This is a genomic window from Stenotrophomonas sp. Pemsol (assembly GCF_003586545.1).
GTDB lineage: Bacteria > Pseudomonadota > Gammaproteobacteria > Xanthomonadales > Xanthomonadaceae > Stenotrophomonas > Stenotrophomonas sepilia.
Map to the genome: position 1 here is coordinate 2,453,104 of NZ_CP025780.1, position 24,348 is coordinate 2,477,451.

Below are 24,348 nucleotides of genomic sequence, written 5' to 3' on the forward strand. Positions count from 1 at the left end.
GCGGTAACCGCTTGCGCGGTCCCTGCGATCAATCAAAAAAGAAGGAACGCCTCTGGCTTCAACGGCCGGATGGCGGAGTGGTGGAATCGCGAACAATCAAGCGGGGAACCAGGGTCTGCTTGTCCCCTGCCCCATCCGTGGAGGTGCCGTCCATCAACTGCATCAGACGCGTCATGGCCCGGTCGCCGAGCTCGGCGATGCTGACCTGCATGGTGGTCAGCGACGGGTGGACGAAACGCGCCAGTGGAATGTCATCGAAACCCGCCAGGGCCACATCGGCCGGGACGCGGACCCCTGCCTGCGTGAACGCATACAGGCAGCCCAGGGCCATCATGTCGTTGGCGGCGAATACGGCATCGGGCAGCGCTCCGGCTGCCAGCAACTCCTGACCGGCACGATGGCCGGAAGCTTCGTCGAAATCACCGGGCAACTCGATGCCTTCGGCGCCACCGCCAGAAGCCGCCAGCGCGTCACGGAAGCCGCGCAGGCGCTCGCGCGCGTCGAAGTTGAGGTCCGGACCAGAAATGAAGGCAATGCGGCGGTGGCCGGCATCCAGCAGGTGGCGGGTCATCGCCATTGCGCCGGCGTGGTCGTCGATGCTCAGCACCGGGTGGTCCTGCCCGGGCAGGTAGGTGTTGATCAACACCGTCGGCAACGACTGCGGCAGGTTGTCGGTCAGGAAGCCCGGGCTCTCGGCATAGGGCGAAAGCACCAGCAGGCCGTCGACGCGGCCGCGCATGGCACGCAGGGCGGCGCCCTGCTGTTCCTGGTCACCGTGGTAGCTGGACACCAGCAGGTGCTGGCGGCGGTTGCGGGCCACCCCGTCAATGCCGCGCATCAGCTCGGAGAAGAACTCGCCGTACAGGTCAGGCAGCACCACGCCCACCGTATTGGTGCGGCGGCTGCTCAGGCTGCGGGCGGCGGCGTGGGGGGTGTAACGCAGCCGTGCGGCCACCTCCAGCACAAGCTGGCGGACCGGTTCGGCGACATTTTCATGCCCGTTGAGCGCGCGGGAAACCGTGGCCACGGAGACCCGGGCTTCGCGTGCGACGTCTTTGATTGTGATAGCTGCCTTGTTCACGAAGCCGCCCTCCACGGCTTGGACCTACCAGCATTGGCGCGGAATGTAAGCGTTTCCATCCAGGCTTGTAAACAGTCCGTTAGGCGAATGTCCCGAAATGGACATGAAAACCTGTCCGTGGCGAGGCCATGAAGGACCCGCCAGGACAGCGTGGGACAAGGGCTCAGCCCTGTTCTGACGGGGTCTGCGCGCGGATGGACAACGCGTGGATATCGGACTCCATCATCGACCCCAGCGCGGCATAGACCGCGCGGTGCCGGGCAAGCGGCCCCAGCCCGGCGAAGCGCTCACTGACCACATGCACGTTGAAATGGCCGCGCCCGTCGCGCGCACCGGCATGGCCGGCGTGACGATGGCTGTCGTCCTCGATCTCCAGCACGCTCGGCGCCAGCGCCTGCTGCAGCGCATCACGGATCCGCTCGATCCGTTCCGCGTTCACGGCAGCACCTTGCGGAACGGGCGGACCTGCACGCGGGTGTAGACGCCTGCAGCCACGTACGGGTCGGCATCGGCCCAGGCCTGGGCCTGCGGCAGCGACTCGAACTGCGCGATCACCACCGAACCGCTGAAACCGGCCGGGCCCGGGTCTTCACTGTCCACCGCCGGGCACGGCCCGGCCAGCAGCAGGCGTCCCGCGTCGCGCAGCGCATGCAGCCGCGCCAGATGCTCCGGCCGCGCCTGCAGCCGCTGCGCCAGCACATCCTGGCCGTCATACCCTTCGATCACATACCACACCGGCATTTCCTCGCTTGCGTTGTCGGGTCCGCCGATTCTAGCCAATGCAGCCCCTGCCCCGGTCCGGCTGGACACTGGCGCAGCAAAGGCTTACCCTAGACTCCATTGCACGTGGCTGGATGCAGCAGCCCGTTGGTTTCTGCGGCCACGCAGCCCCCGACGACAGATCCGCTGCTTCAAACCGGACCACCTGGCCGGGCCACGTAGACGACCTCCCCGTAGTTCTGTCGCTGCCGTTTACTGCGGCGCGTCCTGCTGTTTGATATGTGTGGAATCGCGCCGATCCCGGCGCGTCTGGTGCCCTGGGGCTCCGTGGCGCTGGCCCGGCGAACCCGGTGCCGCGACTGGTCCGTTGCAATCCTGATGTCCATTAGATGACTTCCGAACTCGCGCTCGACGCGAACCCGCCAACCCGGCCGCCCGCCCCCCAGCAGCAGGAAATGCCGCTGGCCGTGGTGCATGGGCAACCGGTCCTGCAGATCCCGCAGGACCTGTACATCCCGCCGGACGCGCTGGAAGTCATCCTGGACGCCTTCGAAGGCCCGCTGGACCTGCTGCTGTACCTGATCCGCCGCCAGAACCTGGATGTGCTGGACATTCCCGTGGCCGAAATCACCCGGCAGTACGTGGAATACATCACCGTGATGCGCGAGCTGCGCTTTGAGCTGGCGGCCGAGTACCTGGTGATGGCCGCGATCCTGGCCGAGGTGAAGTCGCGGATGCTGCTGCCGCGCCCGGTCAGCGAGGAAGGCGATGAGGCCGACCCGCGCGCCGAGCTGGTGCGCCGGCTGCAGGAGTACGAACGTTTCAAGCAGGCCGCCGAGGACATCGACGCCCTGCCCCGCCAGGACCGCGACACGACGGTGGCGCATGCCTTCATGCCCGAGCGCGCCACGGTGAAGCTGCCGCCGCCGGTGGACCTGAAGGAAATGCTGCTGGCCCTGCACGACGTGCTCAAGCGCGCCGAGCTGTTCAGCGGCCACGCCATCAAGCGCGAAGCACTGAGTGTGCGGCAACGCATGGGCGAAGTACTGGGACGCCTGGAAGACGGCAAGTTCTATCGTTTTGAAGGGCTGTTCACCGCCGAAGAAGGCAAGCTGGGCGTGCTTGTCACGTTCCTGGCAGTGCTGGAACTGGCCAAGGAACAGTTGCTGGACATCGTCCAGGAAGAACCGCTGGCGCCGATCTACGTGAAGTCGCTGGCTGCTGGCAACACCAACGCGCCGCTGCAGTTCAGCAGCGAGTTTGACGACAACGACGCCGCCAATGCCAACGAGTGAGCGCTGACTGCCGATGGATCAATCGCTGATCGACCGCATTGTCGAGGGTGCCCTGCTGGCCTCCAGCCAGCCACTCACCCTGGCCCAGCTGAAGGACCTGTTTCCGGAAGAGGAACCGGCACCGCCGGGCAGCATCGAACGTGCGCTGGAGCGCCTGCGCGAGGCCTGCGAAGGTCGTGGCGTGGAACTGGTCGAGGTCGCCTCCGGTTTCCGCTACCAGGTCACCAGCGAAGTACATGGCTGGATCAGCCGGCTGTGGACCGAACGCAAGACCCGCTACACCCGCGCCACCCTGGAAACCCTGGCGCTGATCGCCTACCGGCAGCCGATCACCCGCGGCGAGATCGAGCAGGTGCGCGGCGTGGCGGTCAGCAGCAACATCATCCAGGCGCTGGAAGAACGCGAATGGATCCGCGTGGTCGGCCACCGCGACGTGCCCGGCAAGCCGGCGCTGTTCGGCACCACCAAGGGCTTCCTGGACTACTTCGGGCTGAAGCGGCTGGACGAACTGCCGCCGCTGTCGGAACTGAAGGACCTGGGCGAGCTGGAACCGCAGCTGGCCCTGGATCGTGATGCACCGGCCGTGGCCGGTGCCGAGGGTCCGGACATCTCGGCCAGCGCCGATGGCGTTGCCGCGAACGATGACGCCGGCCTGGCCGGCAGTGACACCCCCGATTCCGCCAATGCAGCCCCTGCATCGGCCTCCGATGAGCAAGCACCTTCGCCCCTCGATGATGGGCACCCCGATTCCGCGCCGGGCGAGCGCGCGGTGCCAGTGAACGAACGCGAAGACAACGCCGTCGCGATGACGACCGTGGCTGTTGACCAAGCCGATTCCGAACCAGAGGCCGACCTCGAAACCGTCGGCCGGAGCAAAACTGATGAGTGACACCCCCCGTAACAAGCTCTCGCTGAAGCGCGAAGCCACCTCCGAACAGTTCAAGCTGGAAGAGCGCCTGCACAAGGTGCTGGCCCAGGCCGGCCTCGGCTCGCGCCGCGCGCTGGAACAGCGCATCGCCGAAGGCCTGGTCAAGGTCAACGGTGAAGTCGCGCAGACCGGCATGTCGGTCAAGAGCGGCGACAGGATCGAACTGGATGGCCGCGGCTTCGTCGCCACTGCCCTGGCCGAGCCGTCGCGCGTGCTGGTCTACAACAAGCCGGAAGGCCAGGTGACCACCCGCGAAGATCCCGAAGGCCGCCCGACCGTGTTCGAGTCGCTGCCGCCGCTGAAGGGCGCGCGCTGGATCGCCATCGGCCGCCTGGACATCAACACCACCGGCCTGCTGCTGGCCACCACCGACGGTGAGCTGGCCAACGCCATGATGCACCCGTCGTTCGAGGTCGAGCGCGAGTACGTGGTGCGCGTGCGTGCACCGGAAGGCGAGGAAAAGGTCTCCGACGCCATCGTCGACCGCCTCAGCCGTGGCGTCGCACTGGAAGACGGTCCGGCCAAGTTCGATGAGATCGAACGCATCGGCGGCACCGATTCTCACGACTGGTTCCGCGTCGTGGTGAAGGAAGGCCGCAACCGCGAAGTGCGCCGCCTGTGGGAATCGCAGGGCTGCCAGGTCAGCCGCCTGAAGCGCACCCGCTATGGCAAGGTGAGCCTGCCGCGCGAACTGGCCCGTGGCCATTCGGTGGAACTGGGCACCGCTCAAGTGGAAGCGCTGCGTGCGCAGCTGAAGCTGGAAGAAGGCGCTCCGTCGGCATTGACGCTGCAGCCGGTGATCGGCCAGCGCCGCGCCGCAAAGACCACCGTGCGCGTGCGCGAAGGTGGCCGCGGCAATGCCTACGTCAATGGCCACAACACCGCTGACGAAGGTCGCGAGCTGCGCCGTTTCGACAACGTCCGCGAAGACCGCGGCCGTGGTCGCGGCGGCAAGGGTGGCGGCTTCAAGGGCGGCCTGACGGTCAGCGGTGAAGCAGCGGCCAAGCAGTCGCAGAAGCCGTTCAAGCAGCGCGCGCCGAAGAATGACCGTTCGCTGCCGGAAGGCAATCCGGCCGCGTTCCGCACCTGGTACGTGCCCGATGGCGTGAGCACCGGCCCGAGCGGCCATCGCAATGCCGGCCCGGGCGCACGTGGCCCGGGCGCACGTGGCCCGGGTGCCCGTGGTCCGGGCGCAGGCGGCCAAGGCCGTCCGTACGGCAAGCCGAAGGGCCCGGGCGCCGGTGGCGGCCAGGGCCGTGGCGGTTTCGGTGGTGAAGGCCGTGGCGGCGCAGGCGGTCAGGGTCGTCCGGCCGGTGCCGGCAACCGCTCGCAGGGCCAGGGCAACAAGCACCCGTACGGTCATCCGGGCAACGCCCCGAGCTTCCCGTCCGACCATGCAACCCCGGGTTTCAACCCGTATGGCAGCCCAAAGCCGGCACAGGGCGCCCGTCCGGGCGGTCGTGGTCCGGGTGGTGGTGGCAACCGTGGCCCGGGCGGTAGCCGTGGTCCCGGCGGTCCGGGGGGCCACCGTGGCCCCGGTGGCAACCGCGGTCCCGGCGGCCCGCGCCGTAGCGGCCCGCGCGGCGGCTGATCACAGGCCACGCTGAAATGAGAAACCCCGGCCCAGGCCGGGGTTTTTCTTTAAAGAGGGGACGGAGGGGATTAAGTCGTTTTCGCCACGCCATGTGTCGAAGGGGCGAAAACGACTTAATCCCCTCCGTCCCCTTTTGCGTGGCGCTGGAAAGCGGCGGGCGTGGTGCCGGCCATGCTGCGGAAGAAGGCGATGAACGGGCTCTCGGCGGAGAAGCCAGTGTCCTGCGCCACATGCGCGACGCGATGCCCGAGCAGCAGCAGCTCCATGGCCCGCATCAGGCGCCATTGCTGGCGCCAGGCCTGATAGCCCATGCCGGTATCACGTTGCATCAGCCGGCCAATGGTGCGCACGCTCAGACCCGCGCGCTCGGCCAGCTCGCCCAGTTCGGGCGGCAGCTGTTCGGCCAGCGGCAGGCAACGTGCAATGCGTGGATCACGCGGCAAAGGCAGGTCCATCGGCGCCACCGATGCAGCGGCGATTTCCAGCACGCACAACGCCAGTTGATGGTGTGCGCGCGGCAATTGCCAGTCATGGTCGAACGGTGCCTGCGCGATCGGCTCCAGCAAGGCCTGCAGCAGCGGACCTACGCCGATGATCGCCGGTTGCCGGGGCAGCTGGGCCGACAGGGTGGCGTCGAAGTACAACGAACGGTAGTCGACCGCCTGGCGCATCTGCGCGCGATGGCGCAGCCCGCCCGGAATCCACGCCGCGCGCGCAGGCGGCAGCAGGCTGATGCGATCACCGTAGGTCAGGCGCGTACAGCCCTGCCGGGTGTAGAGCAGCTGCGCGCGTGCATGCTGGTGCCAACCCGAATCGTGATCCGCCAGTGACGCCGCGATCCCCAGCACCGGAGCGCTCCAGGCATCAGCGTCGAAGGGCGCGTCCGGCTGCAACCAGGCCATGTCCGATTTCATATATCCAATGACAGGATGGAGAGAGTGCGCCATTGCAGGCGCGACCACAATGCGCGGCCCTGTTCGTGGAGCGCCCGCATGTCGCGTCGCCTGTTGTTGCTCACCATCGCGCTGCTGATGTTTCCCCAGCTGGCGCAGACCCTGTACAGCCCGGCCCTGGCCGATCTGGCCAAACGCTTCGCCCTGCCGCCGGGTACCGCCAGCCAGGCGATGAGCTTGTATCTGTTCGGCTTCGCTGCAGGCGTGCTGCTGTGGGGGCGCCTGGCCGATCGTATCGGTCGTCGCCCGGCCCTTCTCTGTGGCCTCGGCGTCTTTGCCGTGGCTGCACTGGGCGGCCTGCTGGCTGGCAGCTTCGGCCCGGTGTTGCTGGCGCAAGCGCTGGCCGCGGTCGGCGCCGCGGCCGCTTCGGTGGTCACCCAGACCGTGCTGCGCGACCATCTGCAGGGGCCGGCGTTGGCGCAGGCATACTCCTGGATCGGCATGGCCCTGGCCCTGAGCCCGGCCATCGGCCTTGCACTGGGCACGCTGCTGGTCGCCGCCCATGGCTACGTCGGCGTACAGTCCGGCCTGCTGCTGATCGCTGCCCTGCTGGCAGTCGCATGCCTGGCGGGCCTGCGTGAAAGCCGCCCTGCATATATCCCGCACACACCCATGCTGCCGCTGCTGCGGCAACTGCTGCGCGATCGCTGGATCTGGTCACAGGCGCTGCTGGTGACGGCGTTCAACGTGGCGATGTACAGCTGGTATGTACTCGGCCCCTTCGTGTTTGCGCGTCTGCACTGGCCAGCCGTCTGGTTCGGCGCCAGCGGCGCAGTGCTGGCACTGGGCTCGGCACTGGGCGCATGGGGCAATGGCCGCCTGCTGCGTGCGGGCGTTGCCACAACCACGCGCATCCGCATCGCCGCACGACTGGTCCTGACGGGAGGCTTGCTGGCGGCGCTGCTGCATGATCACCCTGCCCTGGTCGCGGCGATGGTGCCGGTAGTGACGGGCTTTGGCCTGGCCACTCCCAATGTGCTCGGCCAGGCCCTGCGCAGCTATCCACACTGTCTCGGCAGCGCAGGCGCGCTGTTCGGCCTGCTCTACTACCTGTTGATCGGTGCGGCAATGGCGCTGGTCGGTGCAGTGCAGATGCTGGCACCGACCGTCATTGTGTGTGGCCTGCTGGCCTTGTGGCTGCAACGGCGGCGTCCCGCTGCGACCTAGGAATTGCTGCAAATGGAGCGCACTGTGCGCGGCTTCCAGGAACGGCTTTGATTCGCTGGCTATCGTGCGCGCTGTCCTACACAAGGCAGATGCCCATGATCACCATCACCGCTGAGCAGGCCCGCGCCAATGCTGACGCCGCCAAGCGCCCGATCGAACTGTTCTACCGCGACCTCGACAACGCCATCCAGGCCGGCTCGGGAAATGGCCGCCGCTACATCGTGTTCGGCTTCAGCCAGGTAATGGCCAGCGAGCAGCTCGTCGAAGACGCGGTCGCACAATTGCTGAAAAATGGTTTCGATGTCGAACGGCTGTTGAGCGACTCCGAACAGCACTACATCCGCATCAGCTGGGGATCTGCCGAGCCGACGCGCCTCAGCGACGGCTGATGGTGAAGGCGGCGCCGTCCACGCCCAGATCCCAGCCCTTGCCGGTGCCGGACAGGGCCAGCGAGATGTCGCCCTTGGTCATCACCTGCGCGTTGCTGGATTTCACTGCGCCGGCATGCGCACCGACCGAGGCGTAGGTGCCCAGCAGCTCATTGACGCTCACCGCGCCGGTGAAGCTGCCACGGCCATTGGTGATCTTCGACTTGCCCACGGTCAGGCCGCCGCCCTTCACTTCAATGCGCACCGGCAGGCTGGCGCCATTGCTGCAGCTGACGGTGCCGTTGCCCGACGCGGTCTTGTAGATCAACGACCAGCCGGACAGGTTGTAGCGCAGCTGGCAATCGAGGTTACCAGCGGCGTGCGCGGCCGGGGCCAGCGTGGCAGCGGACAGGGCCAGCAGCAGGGCGAAGGGCTTGTTCATGGCGGGACTTCCAGTTCGATCGACTGCCGGCGAATCTAGCAGCGCGCACGTGCACGTTGGATGCAGGCGCGCGCGCTGGTGCGGCGGTGTTCAGGCCGTGGCTCAGGCCTGTTCATCCAGGTGGAAGGCATCGGCATCGAGCATCGCCGGGAAGCGCGCGCGATGCGCGGCCAAGGCATCGGCCGAGATGGTGGTGGTCACCACCTGTTCGCGTTCGCGGATCTCCACCTGCGGCTGGCCGAGGAAGTCGATCACCGCGCTGTCGCCGGCGTAGTGCAGCTGGTTGCCGTCCACGCCGACGCGGTTTACCGCCGCCACGAAGCACAGGTTCTCGATCGCGCGCGCGCGCAGCAAGGTCTTCCATGCATAGGCGCGCGCCGACGGCCAGTTGGCCACGAAGATCTGCAGATCGAAGTCCAGCTGCTGCGGACGCTCGACGTTGTAGCGGTTGCGGCAGAACACCGGGAAGCGCAGGTCGTAGCAGACCTGCGGATTGATCCGCCAGCCCTTCCATTCCACGCTCAGGCGCTCGCGGCCAGCAGCATAGCGTTCGTGCTCGCCGCCGTAGCGGAACAGGTGGCGCTTGTCGTAGTACTGCAGCTCGCCCTCGGGCGTGGCAAACAGCAGGCGGTTGTACACGCCCTCGCCGTCGCGCAGCTGCACGCTGCCGATCACCGCGGCATTCAAGGCCCGGGCCTGCTCGCGTACCCAGGCCACGGTCGGGCCATCCATGCCTTCGGCCTGGGCGATGGCGTCATTGGAGAAGCCACTGGTGAAGGTCTCCGGCAGGATCACCAGGTCGGTGGTGCCGGCCAGCGGTGCGAGCAGCGCGCCGTAGTAGGCGCGGTTGCCGGCCGGATCGTGCCAGCGGGTGTCGCCCTGGACGAGGGAAATGCGCAGGTCCTGCATGTCTACGCCTCCGCTCACAGCAGCCGCAGGCGTTCGATCGCCGCGTCCATGGTCGCTTCGTTCTTGGCAAAGCACAGGCGCACCAGGCGCTGGCCGGCCGGCGGAGTCTCGTAGAACGGCGACAGCGGAATGGCGGTGACGCCCTTCTCGATGGTCAACCACTTCACGAACTCATGGTCGGGCAGGTCGCTGATGGCCGAGTAGTCCACCAGTTGGAAGTAGCCACCCGGCACCGGCAGCGCTTTCAGGCGCGTACCGGCCAGCTGCTCGCGGAAACGGTCGCGCTTGGCCTGGTAGAAGGCGCCCAGTTCCAGGTGGTGTTCGGGTTCGTCGCGGATCATCGCGGCGAAACCGTACTGCGCCGGGCCGAAGCTGGTAAAGGTGTTGTACTGGTGCACCTTGCGGAACTCGGCGGTCAGCGCCGGCGGCGCGATCGCATAGCCGATCTTCCAGCCGGTGCAGTGGTAGGTCTTGCCGAAGCTGGAGATCACGAATGCGCGCTCGCGCAGCTCCGGGTAGCGCAGCGCCGACTCATGGCGACGGCCGTCGTAGATGATGTGCTCATACACTTCATCGGAAATCAGGTAGATCTGCGTGCCGCGCAGCAGTTCGGCCAGCGCCTGCATGTCCTGCGCCGACAGCATCGCGCCGGACGGATTGTGCGGGGTGTTGACGATCAACATGCGGGTGCGCGGGGAGATCGCTGCACGCACGCGATCCCAATCGACGGCGAAGGTCTGCGGATCGAGCGACACATGCACCGCCTTGGCGCCGGCCAGGTCGATCGCCGGCTCGTAGCAGTCGTAGGCCGGGTCGAGCACGATCACTTCCTCGCCCGCACGCACCACGGCGTGGATGGCGTTGAAGATGGCCTCGGTGCCGCCGCTGGTGACGGTGATCTCGCTGTCCGCATCCACCTGCGCGCCGTAGCAGTCCAGCGCCTTCTGGGCGATGGCCTGGCGCAGCGGGGCCACGCCGGTCATCGGCGGGTACTGGTTCAGCCCGGCGGCCATCGCCTTGGCAGTCTCATCGATCAGGCGCTGCGGCGCGGAAAAGTCCGGGAAACCCTGGCCCAGGTTGACCGCGCCGTGTTCGGCGGCGAGCTGGGACATCACGGTGAAGATCGTGGTACCGACCTTGGGCAGCTTGGTGGTGGGTTGCATCGGCCTGGACTGTGGGGAACAAGGCCTCCGAGTTTACGCAATCCGCGCGTCGGTGGTGCCGGCCGCTGGCCGGCAACCTCGGCTGGCAGATGGCGAAATTGCCGGCCAGCGGCCGGCACTACCCTGTGAATTCACCGCTACAATTGCGACCGCACTCCGGCATGAAGACCCCTGCCCCTTGGACACCCCTGCATTGCTGGCCGCCAGCGGCCTGAGCTTCTCCCGCAATGACGAGCCGGTGTTCGGCCCGCTGGACTTCCATGTGGACGCGGGTGAAGCCCTGCTGGTGCAGGGTGGCAACGGCGCCGGCAAGACCACCCTGCTGCGCGTTCTGGCCGGCCTGGCCCGGCCCGGCGCCGGCCAGGTGCGGATCGACGGCAAGCCGGCCAGCAACGCAGAGCGTGCGCGCTATGTCGCCTATCTCAGCCACCTGCCGGCGCTGAAGCCGGACCTCGGCACGCTGGAAAACCTGCACTTCCTGTGTGGCCTGCACGGCCGCCGTGCGCGGCAGATGCCCGGCAACGCGCTGGCCATCGTCGGCCTGGCCGGTTACGAGGACACTCTGGTACGCCACCTGTCGGCCGGGCAGAAGCGGCGGCTGGCACTGGCGCGCATCTGGCTGTCGCCGGCGCCACTGTGGCTGCTCGACGAACCCTACGCCAACCTCGACCTGGAGGGCATCACCCTGGTCAACCGGATGATTTCGGCGCACCTGCGCGCCGGCGGCGCTGCGCTGGTCACCACCCATGGCGCCTATGCCGCACCGCCGGTACGTACCCGCCAGCTCGACCTCGGCGGTGCCGCATGATCGCGCCGGGTACCGAACCAGGCCTGTGGCAGACCGCAGGCGCCCTGCTCAAGCGCGACCTGCGCCTGCTCTGGCGCCGCCGCGGCGACGCGCTGCAACCGCTGCTGTTCGCGGTGCTGGTGGTGGTGCTGTTCGCGCTGGCCCAGGGCCGCGAACCACACCTGCTGGCCGCAACCGCCGGCGCGGTGCTGTGGCTGGCCGTGCTGCTGGCGGGACAGCTGTCGCTGGATTCGCTGTTCCGTTCCGACGCCGAAGATGGCTCGCTGGAGCAATGGCTGCTGGCGCCGGTGCCGCTGGCCTGGCTGGTACTGGTGCGCGTGCTGCTGCACTGGGCCACCACGGCACTGCCGCTGATCGTGGTCAGCCCGCTGCTGGCCGAAATGCTGCATCTGCCGCATGACCAGCTGCCGATGTTGCTGGCATCGTTGCTGCTGGGCACGCCCTTGCTGAGCCTGATCGGTGGCGTGGTCGCCGCACTGACCGTTGGCATCCGGCGCTCTGGTATTCTCGTGGCGCTGCTGTCGTTGCCGCTGTACGTGCCGGTGCTGGTGTTCGGCGCAGGCAGCCTGGCGGCAGCCGGGCGCGGGCAGGATCCGGTCGGTGCGCTGCTGATGCTGGGCGCCGGCCTGCTGGTCGCGCTGGTGCTGGCGCCGCTGGCCACCGCCGCTGCAATACGTATTTCTCTGAGTTGACCGAGCTGAGAGCCAATCCACCCCTGCTGGATAGCCGCCACGCATGAATCCGATTGTCCGCTGGTTCCACCAACTCGGTTCGCCTCCCACGTTCGACCGTTTCGCTGCCCGCTGGTCGCGGGTGTTCTACCTTGCTGCAGTGCCGGTGCTGCTGGTCGGCATGTGGCAGGCGCTGCTGGTGGTGCCGCCTGAAGCCAAGCAGCTGGACAGCTTCCGGATCCTCTACATCCACGTGCCCAGTGCCTGGATGAGCCTGTTCGTGTTCGCGCTGATGGCGCTGTATGCCGCGATCGCGCTGATCTGGCGGATCAAGGTCTGCGAGATCCTGGCCATGGCCTGCGCGCCGATGGGCGCCGGCTTCACCCTCATCACCCTGCTGACCGGCAGCATCTGGGGCAAGGGCACCTGGGGCACCTGGTGGGACTGGGACCCGCGCATGACCAGCGAACTGGTACTGCTGTTCCTGTACCTGGGCGTGATCGGCCTGTACCACGCCATCGAAGACCGCCGCAGCGCCGCGCGCGCCGCTGGCCTGCTGGCCATTGTAGGTGTCAGCCTGCTGCCGGTGATCCGCTATTCGGTGGACTGGTGGGGTGGCCTGCACCAGCGCCAGTCGATCAGCGTGTTCGGTGAATCGGCGATCAGCAGCGCGATGATCGCGCCGCTGTGGTGGATGGTGATCGGCACCAAGTTCTGGTTCGCCGGTTCGGTGCTGGCCAAGGCCCGCGCCGACAATCTCGACCGCGAGGCCGGCAAGGCCTGGGTCGGCGGCCGTGTCGATGCCGCGCGCGCCTCCCGGGAGGCCCAGCCATGACCCACCTGCCCTATGTGATCGGCGCCTACGCCGTATTCGTGCTGGTACTCAGCGCCGATGCCCTCGGTTCGTGGCTGCGCCTGCGCGTGGCGCGCCGGCTGGCACTGGCCCGCCAGCAGCGGCAGCAGACCCGCGCTGGCAGGCAGGACGCCGCGACGACGCTGTCGACGGAGCTGGAACGATGACCCCGGTGCAGCGTCGCCGCCTGGTGTGGGTGCTGCTGGCCCTGCTCGCCTCCGGCCTGGCCACCGCGCTGGTGGCGATGGCGCTGGAGCGCAACATCGCCTACCTGTACACCCCTTCGGAAGTGCTGCGCGGCGATGTCGATGCACAGTCGCGTTTCCGCTTGGGCGGCATGGTGGTGAAGGGCTCCTTCAACCGCCCGGTGGGCTCGCTGGAGGCGCGCTTCGAAGTGACCGACGGCGATGCACAGCTGGCGGTGACCACCTCGCGGATCCTGCCGGACATGTTCGCCGAAGGCACCGCGGTGGTCGCCAGTGGCCGCCTGCAGGACGGTGTCTTCGTCGCCGACGAAGTGCTGGCCAAGCACGATGAGAAGTACGTGCCGAAGGAAGTGGCCGACAAGATGGGCGATGCCCATCGCAAGCACGACGTGCCGGTGACGGCCCCCGAGGTGCGCTGAGTGCTGCCCGAACTGGGTCAGATCCTGCTGTTGTGTGCGTTGCTGGCCTCGCTGCTGCAGGCCGGCCTGCCGCTGGTCGGTGCGCATCGCAACAACGCGGCATGGATGGCAGTGGCGCGGCCTGCCGCCTTCGCGCAGCTGCTGCTGTTGGCCGGCGCCTTCGCGGTGCTGACCGCCGCGTTCGTGCAGCAGGATTTCTCGGTGCGCTACGTGGCCGAGAACTCCAATTCGCTGCTGCCGCTGATCTACCGCTATTCGGCGGTGTGGGGCGCGCATGAGGGCTCGCTGCTGATGTGGGCGCTGGTGCTGGCATTGTGGACCGGCGCGGTGGCGCTGTTCTCGCGGCACCTGCCGGCACCGGTGCAGGCGCGCGTGCTGGCAGTGATGGGCGTGGTCAGCGTCGGCTTTCTCGCCTTCCTGATCTTCACCTCCAATCCGTTCCTGCGCCTGAACCCGGCGCCGCTGGAAGGCCGCGACCTCAACCCGCTGCTGCAGGACCCGGGGCTGATCATCCATCCGCCGATGCTGTACCTGGGCTACGTAGGCTTCGCGGTGCCCTTCGCCTTCGCAATGGCCGCGCTGCTGGAAGGTCGCGTGGATGCGCGCTGGCTGCGCTGGACGCGGCCGTGGACCAACGTCGCCTGGGGCTTTTTGACCCTGGGCATCGCACTGGGCAGCTGGTGGGCCTACTACGAGCTGGGTTGGGGCGGCTGGTGGTTCTGGGACCCGGTGGAAAATGCCAGCTTCATGCCGTGGCTGGTCGGTGCGGCACTGATCCATTCACAGGCCGTCACCGAAAAACGGGGCACCTTCGGCAGCTGGACCCTGCTGTTGGCCATCGCTGCGTTCGCGCTGTCGCTGCTGGGCACCTTCCTGGTGCGCTCGGGCGTGCTGACCAGCGTGCATTCGTTCGCTGCCGATCCTTCGCGCGGCCTGTTCATCCTGGTGTTCCTGTCGGTGCTGGTCGGCGGCAGCCTGCTGCTGTACGCGCTGCGCGCCAGCCAGCTCAGCGTGGACGCCGACGACCCGCGCCGTGGCTTTACCGCCACCTCGCGCGAGACCCTGCTGCTGGCCAACAACCTGCTGCTGGCCACCGCCTGCGCAATGGTGCTGCTGGGCACGCTGTACCCGCTGCTGGCCGATGCCCTGTCGCTGGGCAAGATCTCGGTCGGCCCGCCCTACTTCGGCAGCCTGTTCCTGCTGCTGATGGCACCGATGATCCTGTTGCTGCCGTTCGGCCCGCTGGTGAAATGGCAGCGTGACCAGCCCTCGCGCGCCTTCGCGCTGCTGGCACCCTGGCTGGGCCTGTCGCTGCTGCTGGGCGCGCTGGCCTGGTGGCAGGCACCGCAGAATGGCTGGAAGGCCGGCATCGGCGTCGCCGCTGCGGCCTGGGTCGCACTCGGCACCGCACGCTTCGTCTGGCAGCGCCTGCGCGGCAATGGCCGCTTCACCGCCGAGATGCTCGGCATGATCGTCGCCCACGCCGGCATCGCCGTGTTCCTGGCCGGCGCCCTGCTGGTGGAAGCGCTGAACGTGCAGCGCGAAGTGGCGCTGGCACCGGGGCAGCAGCTGGTGGTCGGTCGCTACGAAGTCCGTTTCGAAGGCGTGGACCATCGCGAAGGGCCGAATTTCATCGCTGATCGGGGCCACCTGCGGGTGCTCCGCAACGGCCGCGAGCAGGCCCTGCTACATCCCGAGAAACGCCAGTACGCCAGCGGCGGCCAGGTGATGACCGAGGCCGGCATCGATGCACGCTTCGACGGCGATGTCTACGTGGCATTGGGCGAGCCGCTGGGCAACAATGCATGGGCGGTACGGGTGCACATCAAGCCGTTCGTGCGCTGGATCTGGCTGGGCGCGCTGCTGATGGCCCTGGGCGGATTCATCACCGCCGCCGACCGCCGTTTCCGTCGTCCGTAGGAGTTCCCATGTCCGAGTCCCCCGCCCCGCGCCCCTCCCGCCCGCTGCCGCCGGTAGCCATCGTGATCGGCGTGCTGTTCTTCTTCGGCCTGCTCGGGCTGATGATCTATGGGGTGATGAAGTCGGGCGACCCGCAGCGCGACGTGCTGCCATCGGCCCTGATCGACAAGCCGGCGCCGGCGTTCGCGCTGCCGGTATTGCATGACCCGGAAATGATCGTACACAGCGACGACCTGCGCGGTGCGCCCTATCTGCTGAACGTCTGGGGCAGCTGGTGCGCGGCCTGCCGCGAAGAACATCCGGTGCTGACCCGCTTTGCCGAGAGCAAGCGCGTGCGCGTGATCGGCTACAACTGGAAGGATGATCCGACCGACGCGCTGCACTGGTTGGAACAGCTGGGCAACCCGTTCATGGTGGTGCTCAGCGACGTCGAGGGCCGCACCGCGATCGACTGGGGCGTGACCGCCGCACCGGAGACGTTCCTGGTCGATGGCAGTGGCATCGTGCGCTGGAAGTACAGTGGCGCGATGACCCAGCGCGTGGTCGACGAGAAGCTGATCCCGGCACTGCAGAAGATCGAGAAGGCCCAGGGCAGTGCCGGCAACACCCTGCATACGGCGCCCTGAGCCGATGCGCTGGCTGCTGGCGCTGCTGCTCCTGATGCTGCCGCTGGTCGCGCTGGCCCAGCAGCCGCTGCACGATCCACAGCCGCTGCAGTTCCGCGACGATGCCGAGGAGCGCCGCTTCCATGACCTGGCCGCGCAGCTGCGCTGCGTGCAGTGCCAGAACCAGTCGCTGGCCGATTCGAACGCACAGATCGCGCAGGACCTGCGCCGCGAGGTGCTGCAGCTGATGCAGCAGGGCCACGACGACGCACAGATCAAGCAGTTCCTGGTCGCCCGCTACGGTGAGTTCGTGCTCTATCAACCACCGTTGCAGCCGGGCACCTGGCTGCTGTGGGGTGGCCCCCTGCTGGTGCTCGGCGCCGGTGCACTGGTGGTGCTGGGCATCGTCCGCCGACGTGGACGCACCGTCGGCGCGGCACCGGCCGGCAAGGCCGATGAAGGAGACGAATGGTGAACCATTGGCTGCCGGTGCTGGCCGGCCTGGTTGCTGCGCTGATGGCAGCACTGGTGCTGTGGCCGTTGCGCCGCCAAGGTCGTCGCGGTTTCGTGGTCGGCGTGTTCGCACTGGGCGTGGCCGGTGCCTGCCTGTACCTGCTGGTCGGTGATCCGCGTGCAGCACAGGTGCAGCCGACGCCGTCGGTAGCCACCCTGCGCGATGGGGTGCAGGCCCTGCAGGATGCACTGAAGCGCGACCCTCAGCGTGCCGATGGCTGGGCATTGCTCGGGCGTTCGCAGGCCGAACTGGGCAATGCCTCAGCTGCGGCAGACGCCTTCGCGAAGGCCGCCGAATTGGCACCGGATGATCCGGGCGTGCTGGTGGAAGCCGCGCAGGCGCGCGCGCAGGCTGATGCCGGCAAGCAGTTCGACGACACCGCGATGGCCTGGTTGCAGCAGGCACGTACACTGGCCCCCGACGCCGAGCGCGCCAGCTGGCTGCTGGGCATCGCCCTGCGGCAGCGCGGAAAGAACGCCGAGGCTGCGGACGTGTGGAGCGGCCTGCTGCCACGGCTTGAGCCCGGCGCCGCGCAGGCGCTGCAGGCGCAGATCGCCATCGCCCGCGAAGCCGCAGGCCTGGCACCCGATGCCGCCCCTGCAGCGCCAGCGGCGCTGCTGCAGGTGCGCGTGCAGCTGCCGGCACTGAAGAACGCCGACTGGCCCGCCAGCACCCAGGTGTTCGTACTGGCGCGCGCCGTGGATGGACCGCCGATGCCGGTGGCCGCTCGCAAGCTGCCGCTGGCCGGCTTCCCGGCCACGGTTGCGCTGGGCGACGCTGACAGTCCGATGCCAACCGCACCGCTGTCGGCCCATCGCGAAGTGGAAGTGCTGGCACGCATCTCGCGCAGCGGCAGCGCCAACCGCAGCGAGGATGACCTGCAGAGCGTTCCGGTGAAGATAAGCCTGCCGCATGAAGGCGTGGTGGAACTGCGGTTTCCATAACGCGCCGCCCGGTAGTGCCGGCCGCTGGCCGGCAACCACGCAGGCGCATCAGGATTCATGAGGTTGCCGGCCAGCGGCCGGCACTACCTGCATCGCCGATGGAAGCCAACGTGTCGCCAGCTCCACATGCGGCCCCGCTAGAATGCGTGCATGACCGAATTCATCCCGCCCGGCACCCGCTTCCACGCCCTGCCCTCGCCGTTCCCGTTCAAGCGCGGTGGCGCCCTGCACTGCGCGCGCGTGGCCTACGAGACCTGGGGAACGCTGGCCGCCGATGCCAGCAATGCGATCCTGATCGTGACCGGCCTGTCGCCGGATGCGCATGCGGCGGCCAACGAGGCCAACCCAGCACCGGGCTGGTGGGAAGCGATGGTTGGCCCCGGCAAGCCGATCGATACCAACCGCTGGTTCGTGGTGTGCGTGAATTCGCTGGGCAGCTGCAAGGGCTCGACCGGCCCCGCTTCGCTCAACCCGGCCACGGGCGAACCGTATCGCCTGGACTTCCCCGAGCTGTCGGTCGAAGACGGCGCCCGCGCCGCCGTCGACGTCGTGCGTGCACTGGGCATCGAGCGACTGGCCTGCGTGGTCGGCAACTCGATGGGCGGCATGACGGCCCTTGCCATCCTGATGCTGCATCCGGGCATCGCGCGCAGCCACGTCAACATTTCCGGCAGCGCGCAGGCGTTGCCGTTCTCGATCGCGATCCGCTCGCTTCAGCGCGAGGCGATCCGCCTTGACCCGCGCTGGAATGGCGGCCACTACGACGATGCCGAGTACCCCGAGTCCGGCATGCGCATGGCGCGCAAGCTGGGCGTGATCACCTACCGCTCCGCACTGGAGTGGGATGGCCGCTTCGGCCGCGTACGGCTGGATTCGGACCAGACCGACGACGATCCGTTCGGCCTGGAATTCCAGGTGGAAAGCTATCTGGAAGGCCACGCACGGCGCTTCGTGCGTTTCTTCGATCCGAACTGCTACCTGTACCTGAGCCGCTCGATGGACTGGTTCGACCTGGCCGAGTATGCCGACGGCGACGTGCTGGCTGGGCTCGCGAAGGTCCGGGTGGAGAAGGCGCTGGCGATCGGCGCCAACACCGACATCCTGTTCCCCGTGCAGCAGCAGCAACAGATTGCCGATGGCCTGCGCGCCGGCGGTGCCGATGCGCACTTCATCGGCCTGGAATCGCCGCAGGGCCACGACGCCTTCCTCGTCGATTTCGAGCGTTTCGGCCCGGCCGTGCGCGGCTTCCTCGACGCGCTGTAAGTGGCGTGGCGGCGTAATCTCGCGCTGGCTGCCTTCGGCGCGTTGGCTGCATTGATGATCAGCGGCGTGCTGCCGCTGTGGCTGGGTGGCTGGTGCGTGCTGGCCAGCGCGGTGTCGTTCGGCCTCTATGGCCATGACAAGCGCGCGGCGCAGCGAAAGCAGTGGCGGATTCCCGAACGCACGCTGCAGCTGCTGGCGTTCGCCGGCGGCTGGCCCGGCGCGCTGCTGGGCCAGGCGATGTTCCGCCACAAGCATCGCAAGGCCGCGTTCCAATGGGTGTTCTGGCTGTGCGTGCTGGCCAACGTGGCCTCGATCGCGGTACTGCTGCGCGAATTTTCGCGATAACCCTCGCCATCGGTAGTGCCGGCCGCTGGCCGGCAACCTCAGACGCTTCAATTGCCGGCCAGCGGCCGGCACTACCAGACCATCGTCACGATTCGCGGATCAACACCCCATCACGCAACCGGTACTGCGCATCGACCACGCCTTCGGGCAGGTCGTCGTGGGTGATCATCAACAGGCTGCGCCCGTCCAGCAACCCGGAGAGATCCTGCAGCAGCGCACGTGCGGTATCCACGTCCAACCCTTCGGTTGGTTCGTCCAGCAGCAGGATCGGCGCGTTGCGCAGCAGTGCCCGCGCCAGCGCCAGCCGTCGCGCCTGGCCAGCCGACATCGTCGCGCCGTTCTCGCCCACCCAGGCCTGCAGGCCACCGTTGCGCTCGGCCCAGTCGCCCAGGCGCACGCGACGGAGGACCGCCCACAAGGCGGCGTCGCTGGCATCGGGATCGCCCAACCGCAGGTTTTCTGCCACGCTGCCGGCAAACACCGGTGCGTTCTGTGGCAGCCACGCCAGTTGCTGGTGCCACTCAGCCTGGGCGACGTCGCGCAGATCGCGGCCACCATAGGTGATTCGCCCCTGCTGCGGATCCCACAGCCGCAGCAGCAGGCTGGACAGCGTGGTCTTGCCACTGCCGCTGTCGCCGCGGATGGCAATGCGTTCGCCTGGCGCCAGGGACAGCTGGAGGCCGGACAGCACCGGCCGCGCCGCGCCCGGCCACTGGAAATGCACATCGTCCCAATGCACGCGCGCGGCTTGCGGCACCGGCTGTGGCACCTGCGGATCGTCCACCGTCGGCGGTTGCTCGATGATCGCCTGCAGGCGATCGGCGGCAATGCGCCCGGACTGCAGCGACTGCCAGGCCAGGCCCATGCCGGCCCACAGTTCGATCAACGCCACGGTCAGGAACACGAGGCCCGCCGCCATCTCCGGCGCGATGCGCTGCCGTTCGGCGGCGTGCAGGGCCAACGCCAGCATCGCCACCAGGCCCAGACCGGCCACCAGGCCGTGCAGGGTCGAGGCCGCGACCAGGCGCCAGCGACGGCGGCGGTCACGCGAGGCCAACTGCTTGGCTGCCACGCGCACCTTCAGCTGCCACGCGGCATCGGCATGCAGCGCGGCCAGATCTCCCGCCCCTTCCAACCCTTCAAAGGCCGCGGTGCGCAATGCGGCGCGATGCGCGGCGCGGTCGGCTTCTTCCTCATCGTGGCCACGCACGCCCAGCCACGGCACACCGAAGGCGATCAGCAGCGCCAGCACCGCCAGCAGCACTGCCGCCGACGGCAGGATCAGCGCCGCCGATGCAACCGCCACCACCGACAGCGCACCCAGCGCCACCAGCGGCCCGATCGCCCGTACCAGCAGGCCATCCACTTCGCCGATGTCGCCCAGCAGTCGCGCCAGCAACTCGCCGGTGCGCGTAGCCCCCAGCCGTGCCGGCGCCAGTGGCAGCGCGCGGCGGAAGAACCAGACGCGCAGATCGCGGGCGATGCGCAGGGTGGCATCGTGGCCCACCAGCTTTTCGAAGTAGCGCGACACGATGCGCGCCAGGGTCAAGCCACGGATACCCGCAGACGGCGAGAAGAAATTGAATCCCTGCCCCAGGCCTGCGGCACCGGCCAGCGCGGCCGCGGTGAGGAAACCACCGGACAGGCCCAGCAATGCAGTGCCGGCCAGCATCGTGGTCCACAACAACAGGATCGTCAGCAACAGGCGCGGACGATGGCGCAGGAACACCGCGCGCAGCGAATCGGGCGAACGGCTCATGCGCGCACCGCCTGTGCCGGTTCCACCAGGCGGCCTTCCGGCAGCAGCAGGCAACGATCGGCCCAGGCGATCACCGCCGGGCTGTGGGTGGCGACCACCACGCTGCGGCCACGTGCATATGCGGCCAGGCTGCGCAGCAATGCCGCTTCGGTATCGGCATCCAGGAACGCGGTGGGTTCGTCCAGCAGCAGCACCTGCGGATCACGCAGCAGGAGGCGGGCCAGGCCGATGCGACGCGCCTCACCACCGGACAGGCCGAAGCCACGTTCGCCGATCACCGTATCCAGCCCCTGCGGCAGGCGCTGCGCAAACTGCAGTACCTGCGAAGCCTCGGCCACCGCGCGCAGGCGCGCATCGCTGGCGCCGGGATCGGCCAGGCGCAGGTTGTCGGCGATGCTGCCGTGGAACAGGTACGGACGCTGGCTGGCATAGGCCACCTGCACGCCGGGACGCACCTGCAGCTTGCCGGCACGCGGCGGCAGCCAACCGGCCAGCGCCTCCAGCAACGTACTCTTGCCGGACCCGCTGGGACCGACCAGGGCCAGGCGCTGGCCCGGTTCCAGCAGCACGTCCAGATCCTGCAGCACATCGTGCGGCGCGCCCAGCGGACGCAGCACCAGACCCTGTGCCCGCAGCGGCGGCAGCGCGGCCTCGGCCGGCTCCACCGCCAGCGGCGCAGCTTCGTTCTCGATCAGGAGCTGCTCATCGGGCAGCGACTGCAGCAGGCGCTCCACCTCGGCAGCGGCAGCCAGCGCATTGGCACGGTCGTGGTAGTGCGCGGCCAGCCGTCGCAGCGGCGCATAGAATTCCGGCGCCAGCAGCAGGCAGAACAGGCCCGCCCCCAGCGTCGGTACCGCTGCATGCAGCGACATCATGCCCAGATAGCTCAGCCCGAGGTACAGGGCGACCATCGCCACGCTGACCGAGGCGAAGAACTCCAGCACCGTGGACGAAAGGAAAGCGATGCGCAGAACCTTCAGGGTGCGCACGCGCACGCCTTCGGCAGCCGCCTCGATCCCCTCCAGCTCAGCCTCGCCGCGGCCATACAGGCGCAGCAGGCCCAGGCCCTTGATGCGGTCGGCGAAATGGCCGCTCATCCGCGCCAGCTCACCCAGCTGCGCGCGGCCGGCCGCTTCGGCTCCCCAGCCCACCAGCATCATGAAGAACGGTACCAACGGTGCAGTGAACAGCAGGATCAGCGCCACCACCCAGTCGACCCAGGCTACGGCGGCCAGGATCAGCAGCGGCACCACCACCACTTCGGTGCGTACCGGCAGGAAACCGCTGTAATAGCTCTCGATCGCATCAGCGTGATGCAGCATCAGTTCGCCCAGTTCGCCGGTGCGGCGCTGGCGCAGCCACAGCGGCCCCAGGCCAAGCAGGCGTCCGAACACGCGTTCACGCAGGGCCAACCGCGCGGCATCGGCCACATCACCGGCGGCGGCCTGGGTGGCGCTGCTCAGCAGCGTGCGCGCCACCAGGATCGCCGCCAGACCGCCCAGCACCGGCAACCCCGAGGCCAGCGGCGCGCGCTCCACCAGCACCTGCTGCACCAGCCAGGCAATGGCGGCCGCCTGGCCGATCAACAGGGCACCGGACAGGCTGATGCACAGTGCCGCCAGCCGCTGGCGGCCTCGAGCAGGCCGCGCCAGATCGGCCAGCCACGCGCTGCGGGCGCGCCGCTGGCGGGTCGTTTCGGCGTCCTGGGACAGGGCGACGGAGGAGGTTTCGGCAGCGCTCAAGGGGTCTTCACGGGCAACGGGGGAGACACGGCATTGTAGGCGCAGGCAATGGCCGGCCTCTGCGGCCAGCAGTCGCAGTCTTCATCAGGTTGGCATACGATCAACCGGGGCACCTGTTCATACATTGATCTGGATCAAGGCTGTTTGAAGTAGTCGGTCACATCATTCACGTCGTAGACCACCCTTCCCGCCACCTGCAACGGCACTATCCAACGAGGTAGCCAGGCCATGATTGATCAGACAGTCGTAGAACTGTCGCGGCTGCAATTCGCGCTGACCGCGATGTACCACTTCCTATTCGTACCGCTCACCCTCGGCCTGTCCTTCATGGTGGCCATCATGGAGAGCGTGTACGTGATGACCGGCAAGGAGATCTGGCGCAGGATGACCCTGTTCTGGGGCGTCCTGTTCGGCATCAACTTCGCCATGGGCGTCGCCACCGGCATCGTCATGGAATTCCAGTTCGGCATGAACTGGTCCTACTACAGCCACTACGTCGGTGACATCTTCGGTGCGCCGCTGGCCATCGAAGGCCTGATGGCCTTCTTCCTGGAAGCCACCTTCGTCGGCCTGTTCTTCTTCGGCTGGAACCGCCTGACCAAGGTCAAGCACCTGATGGTGACCTGGCTGATGGCGCTGGGTACCAACCTGTCGGCGATCTGGATCCTGGTCGCCAACGGCTGGATGCAGAACCCGACCGGTGCGGTGTTCAACCCGGAAACCATGCGCATGGAAGTGGTCGACTTCATGGCGGTGGTGTTCAACCCGGTGGCGCAGGCCAAGTTCGTGCACACCGTCAGCGCCGGTTATGTGACCGGTGCGGTGTTCGTGATGGCGATCAGCGCCCTGTTCCTGCTGCGCAACAAGCACAAGGACCTGGCCCGTCGTTCGTTCGCGGTGGCCGCAGCGTTCGGCCTGCTGTCCTCGCTGTCGGTGGTGGTGCTGGGTGACGAGAGCGGTTACGCCGCCAGTGAACACCAGAAGATGAAGCTGGCCGCGATCGAAGCGATGTGGGAGACCGAGCGTGCGCCGGCCGACTTCACCGCCTTCGGCATCCCGAACCAGGACACCCACCAGAACGACTACGCGGTGAAGATCCCGTACCTGATGGGCCTGATCGCCACCCGTTCGTTGAACCAGCCGATTCCGGGCATCCTGGAACTGGTCGAGCGCGCCGAACACCGCGTGCGCGGTGGCCAGCTCGCCTACGGCGCGCTGGAACGCCTGCGTGCGAACAAGAACGACGTGGAAGCGCGCGAGATGTTCGACCGCCACTGGCAGGACCTGGGACACGGCCTGCTGCTCAAGCGCTATCGCGATGACATCCTCAACGCCACCCCGCAGGAAATCTCGCAGGCGGCGATGGACACGGTGCCGCGCGTGATGCCGCTGTTCTGGACCTTCCGCGTGATGGCCGGCCTGGGGTTCTACCTGATCGCCTTCTTCGCGCTGGCCTTCTACTACTCGTGCCGCAACAACTTCCAGGACAAGCGCTGGTTCCTCAAGCTGGCCCTGTGGACGCTGCCGGCACCGTGGATCGCGATCGAGTGCGGCTGGTTCGTCGCCGAATACGGCCGCCAGCCGTGGGCGGTCGATGGCGTGCTGCCGACCTTCTATGCGGCATCGGGCCTGGCGCTGCATGAAATCGTGCTGACCCTGGCCGGCTTCACCGCGATCTA

Annotated in this window: 26 protein-coding genes; 17 read left to right on the forward strand and 9 right to left on the reverse strand. The window is 67.9% G+C overall.

Translation table 11 applies throughout. The features are described 5' to 3' along the window. Window positions 1–58: 58 nt before the first annotated feature. The 3 genes from PEM_RS11450 to PEM_RS11460 all read right to left on the reverse strand — a co-directional run bounded on the left by PEM_RS11450 (window position 59) and on the right by PEM_RS11460 (window position 1,816). Window positions 59–1,096, reverse strand: a complete 1,038-nt coding sequence (locus PEM_RS11450) for a LacI family DNA-binding transcriptional regulator (protein ID WP_005417630.1) — start codon at window positions 1,094–1,096, stop codon at window positions 59–61. A 148-nt stretch (window positions 1,097–1,244) separates the two neighbouring features. After that, window positions 1,245–1,520 carry a BolA family protein gene (locus PEM_RS11455; protein WP_111129596.1) on the reverse strand — a complete coding sequence of 92 codons (276 nt, stop codon included), beginning with the start codon at window positions 1,518–1,520 and terminating at the stop codon, window positions 1,245–1,247. Continuing rightward, window positions 1,517–1,816, reverse strand: a complete 300-nt coding sequence (locus PEM_RS11460; RefSeq protein WP_005417634.1) for a YciI family protein — start codon at window positions 1,814–1,816, stop codon at window positions 1,517–1,519. Before PEM_RS11460 ends, PEM_RS11455 begins: the two co-directional genes overlap by 4 nt. 374 nt (window positions 1,817–2,190) lie before the next feature. Between PEM_RS11460 and PEM_RS11465 the strand changes: the two genes are divergently transcribed. The 3 genes from PEM_RS11465 to PEM_RS11475 are packed head-to-tail and all read left to right on the forward strand — an operon-like array spanning window position 2,191 to window position 5,615. Continuing rightward, the gene (locus PEM_RS11465) at window positions 2,191–3,096 is read left to right on the forward strand and encodes a ScpA family protein (protein WP_005417635.1); all 906 of its coding nucleotides are present in this window, start codon (window positions 2,191–2,193) and stop codon (window positions 3,094–3,096) included. Between the two features lie 13 nt (window positions 3,097–3,109). Next, window positions 3,110–3,985 (forward strand): SMC-Scp complex subunit ScpB, encoded by an 876-nt coding sequence (gene scpB / locus PEM_RS11470; protein ID WP_053497859.1) that lies wholly within the window; start codon window positions 3,110–3,112, stop codon window positions 3,983–3,985. After that, complete coding sequence (locus tag PEM_RS11475; protein ID WP_111129595.1) at window positions 3,978–5,615, forward strand: pseudouridine synthase; 1,638 nt, start codon at window positions 3,978–3,980, stop codon at window positions 5,613–5,615. Before scpB ends, PEM_RS11475 begins: the two co-directional genes overlap by 8 nt. 116 nt (window positions 5,616–5,731) lie before the next feature. Here the strand turns inward: PEM_RS11475 and PEM_RS11480 are convergent, their stop codons facing one another. Then, entirely contained in the window at window positions 5,732–6,520 is a 789-nt protein-coding gene (locus PEM_RS11480) for a helix-turn-helix transcriptional regulator (RefSeq protein ID WP_111129594.1), read from the reverse strand. 90 nt (window positions 6,521–6,610) lie between these two features. Here PEM_RS11480 and PEM_RS11485 point away from each other — a divergent pair, with 90 nt between their 5' ends. Together PEM_RS11485 and PEM_RS11490 are read left to right on the forward strand one after the other, a co-directional pair. Continuing rightward, window positions 6,611–7,738 carry an MFS transporter gene (locus PEM_RS11485; RefSeq protein WP_111129593.1) on the forward strand — a complete coding sequence of 376 codons (1,128 nt, stop codon included), beginning with the start codon at window positions 6,611–6,613 and terminating at the stop codon, window positions 7,736–7,738. A gap of 95 nt (window positions 7,739–7,833) precedes the next feature. Then, entirely contained in the window at window positions 7,834–8,127 is a 294-nt protein-coding gene (locus PEM_RS11490; RefSeq protein WP_111129592.1) for a hypothetical protein, read from the forward strand. On the opposite strand, the gene PEM_RS11495 is transcribed toward PEM_RS11490, so the two are convergent. The 3 genes from PEM_RS11495 to PEM_RS11505 all read right to left on the reverse strand — a co-directional run bounded on the left by PEM_RS11495 (window position 8,114) and on the right by PEM_RS11505 (window position 10,620). After that, window positions 8,114–8,548 carry a hypothetical protein gene (locus PEM_RS11495; protein WP_005417639.1) on the reverse strand — a complete coding sequence of 145 codons (435 nt, stop codon included), beginning with the start codon at window positions 8,546–8,548 and terminating at the stop codon, window positions 8,114–8,116. The two genes, PEM_RS11490 and PEM_RS11495, sit on opposite strands and share 14 nt — an antisense overlap. Before the next feature lie 102 nt (window positions 8,549–8,650). Continuing rightward, window positions 8,651–9,457, reverse strand: a complete 807-nt coding sequence (locus PEM_RS11500) for an amidohydrolase (protein ID WP_111129591.1) — start codon at window positions 9,455–9,457, stop codon at window positions 8,651–8,653. 14 nt (window positions 9,458–9,471) lie between these two features. Next, window positions 9,472–10,620, reverse strand: coding sequence for a pyridoxal phosphate-dependent aminotransferase (locus tag PEM_RS11505; RefSeq protein WP_005417643.1), 1,149 nt, complete (start codon window positions 10,618–10,620; stop codon window positions 9,472–9,474). 178 nt (window positions 10,621–10,798) lie between these two features. On the opposite strand from PEM_RS11505, the gene ccmA reads away from it, so the two are divergent. The 11 genes from ccmA (at window position 10,799) to PEM_RS11560 (ending at window position 19,168) form a co-directional block, all read left to right on the forward strand. Continuing rightward, window positions 10,799–11,428 carry a heme ABC exporter ATP-binding protein CcmA gene (gene ccmA, locus PEM_RS11510; protein WP_032954317.1) on the forward strand — a complete coding sequence of 210 codons (630 nt, stop codon included), beginning with the start codon at window positions 10,799–10,801 and terminating at the stop codon, window positions 11,426–11,428. Next, complete coding sequence (gene ccmB / locus PEM_RS11515) at window positions 11,425–12,120, forward strand: heme exporter protein CcmB (RefSeq protein WP_005417647.1); 696 nt, start codon at window positions 11,425–11,427, stop codon at window positions 12,118–12,120. Before ccmA ends, ccmB begins: the two co-directional genes overlap by 4 nt. Before the next feature lie 43 nt (window positions 12,121–12,163). Then, window positions 12,164–12,934: a heme ABC transporter permease CcmC gene (gene ccmC / locus PEM_RS11520; protein ID WP_005417651.1), complete on the forward strand. Its 771-nt coding sequence runs from the start codon at window positions 12,164–12,166 to the stop codon at window positions 12,932–12,934. Further along, entirely contained in the window at window positions 12,931–13,119 is a 189-nt protein-coding gene (locus PEM_RS11525) for a heme exporter protein CcmD (RefSeq protein WP_005417652.1), read from the forward strand. Before ccmC ends, PEM_RS11525 begins: the two co-directional genes overlap by 4 nt. Further along, window positions 13,116–13,577, forward strand: a complete 462-nt coding sequence (ccmE, locus tag PEM_RS11530) for a cytochrome c maturation protein CcmE (RefSeq protein ID WP_005417653.1) — start codon at window positions 13,116–13,118, stop codon at window positions 13,575–13,577. The genes PEM_RS11525 and ccmE overlap by 4 nt, the downstream gene beginning before the upstream one ends. Next, window positions 13,578–15,497, forward strand: a complete 1,920-nt coding sequence (locus PEM_RS11535) for a heme lyase CcmF/NrfE family subunit (protein ID WP_119706103.1) — start codon at window positions 13,578–13,580, stop codon at window positions 15,495–15,497. Between the two features lie 8 nt (window positions 15,498–15,505). Beyond that, window positions 15,506–16,123 (forward strand): DsbE family thiol:disulfide interchange protein, encoded by a 618-nt coding sequence (locus PEM_RS11540; RefSeq protein ID WP_005417655.1) that lies wholly within the window; start codon window positions 15,506–15,508, stop codon window positions 16,121–16,123. A 4-nt stretch (window positions 16,124–16,127) separates the two neighbouring features. Continuing rightward, the gene (locus tag PEM_RS11545; protein WP_111127459.1) at window positions 16,128–16,577 is read left to right on the forward strand and encodes a cytochrome c-type biogenesis protein; all 450 of its coding nucleotides are present in this window, start codon (window positions 16,128–16,130) and stop codon (window positions 16,575–16,577) included. Then, on the forward strand, window positions 16,571–17,560 hold the full coding sequence (locus PEM_RS11550) for a cytochrome C biogenesis protein (protein WP_111127462.1): 990 nt from the start codon (window positions 16,571–16,573) through the stop codon (window positions 17,558–17,560). The genes PEM_RS11545 and PEM_RS11550 overlap by 7 nt, the downstream gene beginning before the upstream one ends. 150 nt (window positions 17,561–17,710) lie before the next feature. Continuing rightward, window positions 17,711–18,823 (forward strand): homoserine O-acetyltransferase, encoded by a 1,113-nt coding sequence (locus PEM_RS11555; RefSeq protein ID WP_111127465.1) that lies wholly within the window; start codon window positions 17,711–17,713, stop codon window positions 18,821–18,823. Then, entirely contained in the window at window positions 18,824–19,168 is a 345-nt protein-coding gene (locus PEM_RS11560; RefSeq protein ID WP_065186050.1) for a DUF1294 domain-containing protein, read from the forward strand. An 85-nt stretch (window positions 19,169–19,253) separates the two neighbouring features. Here PEM_RS11560 and cydC read toward each other — a convergent pair whose 3' ends face one another. Together cydC and cydD are read right to left on the reverse strand one after the other, a co-directional pair. Then, window positions 19,254–20,927, reverse strand: a complete 1,674-nt coding sequence (gene cydC / locus PEM_RS11565) for a thiol reductant ABC exporter subunit CydC (RefSeq protein ID WP_111127471.1) — start codon at window positions 20,925–20,927, stop codon at window positions 19,254–19,256. Next, window positions 20,924–22,669 carry a thiol reductant ABC exporter subunit CydD gene (gene cydD / locus PEM_RS11570; protein ID WP_111127475.1) on the reverse strand — a complete coding sequence of 582 codons (1,746 nt, stop codon included), beginning with the start codon at window positions 22,667–22,669 and terminating at the stop codon, window positions 20,924–20,926. The genes cydC and cydD overlap by 4 nt, the downstream gene beginning before the upstream one ends. A gap of 228 nt (window positions 22,670–22,897) precedes the next feature. Here cydD and PEM_RS11575 point away from each other — a divergent pair. Beyond that, window positions 22,898–24,348 (forward strand): cytochrome ubiquinol oxidase subunit I (locus PEM_RS11575; RefSeq protein WP_119706104.1); only part of this gene is annotated, 1,451 nt, incomplete at its 3' end.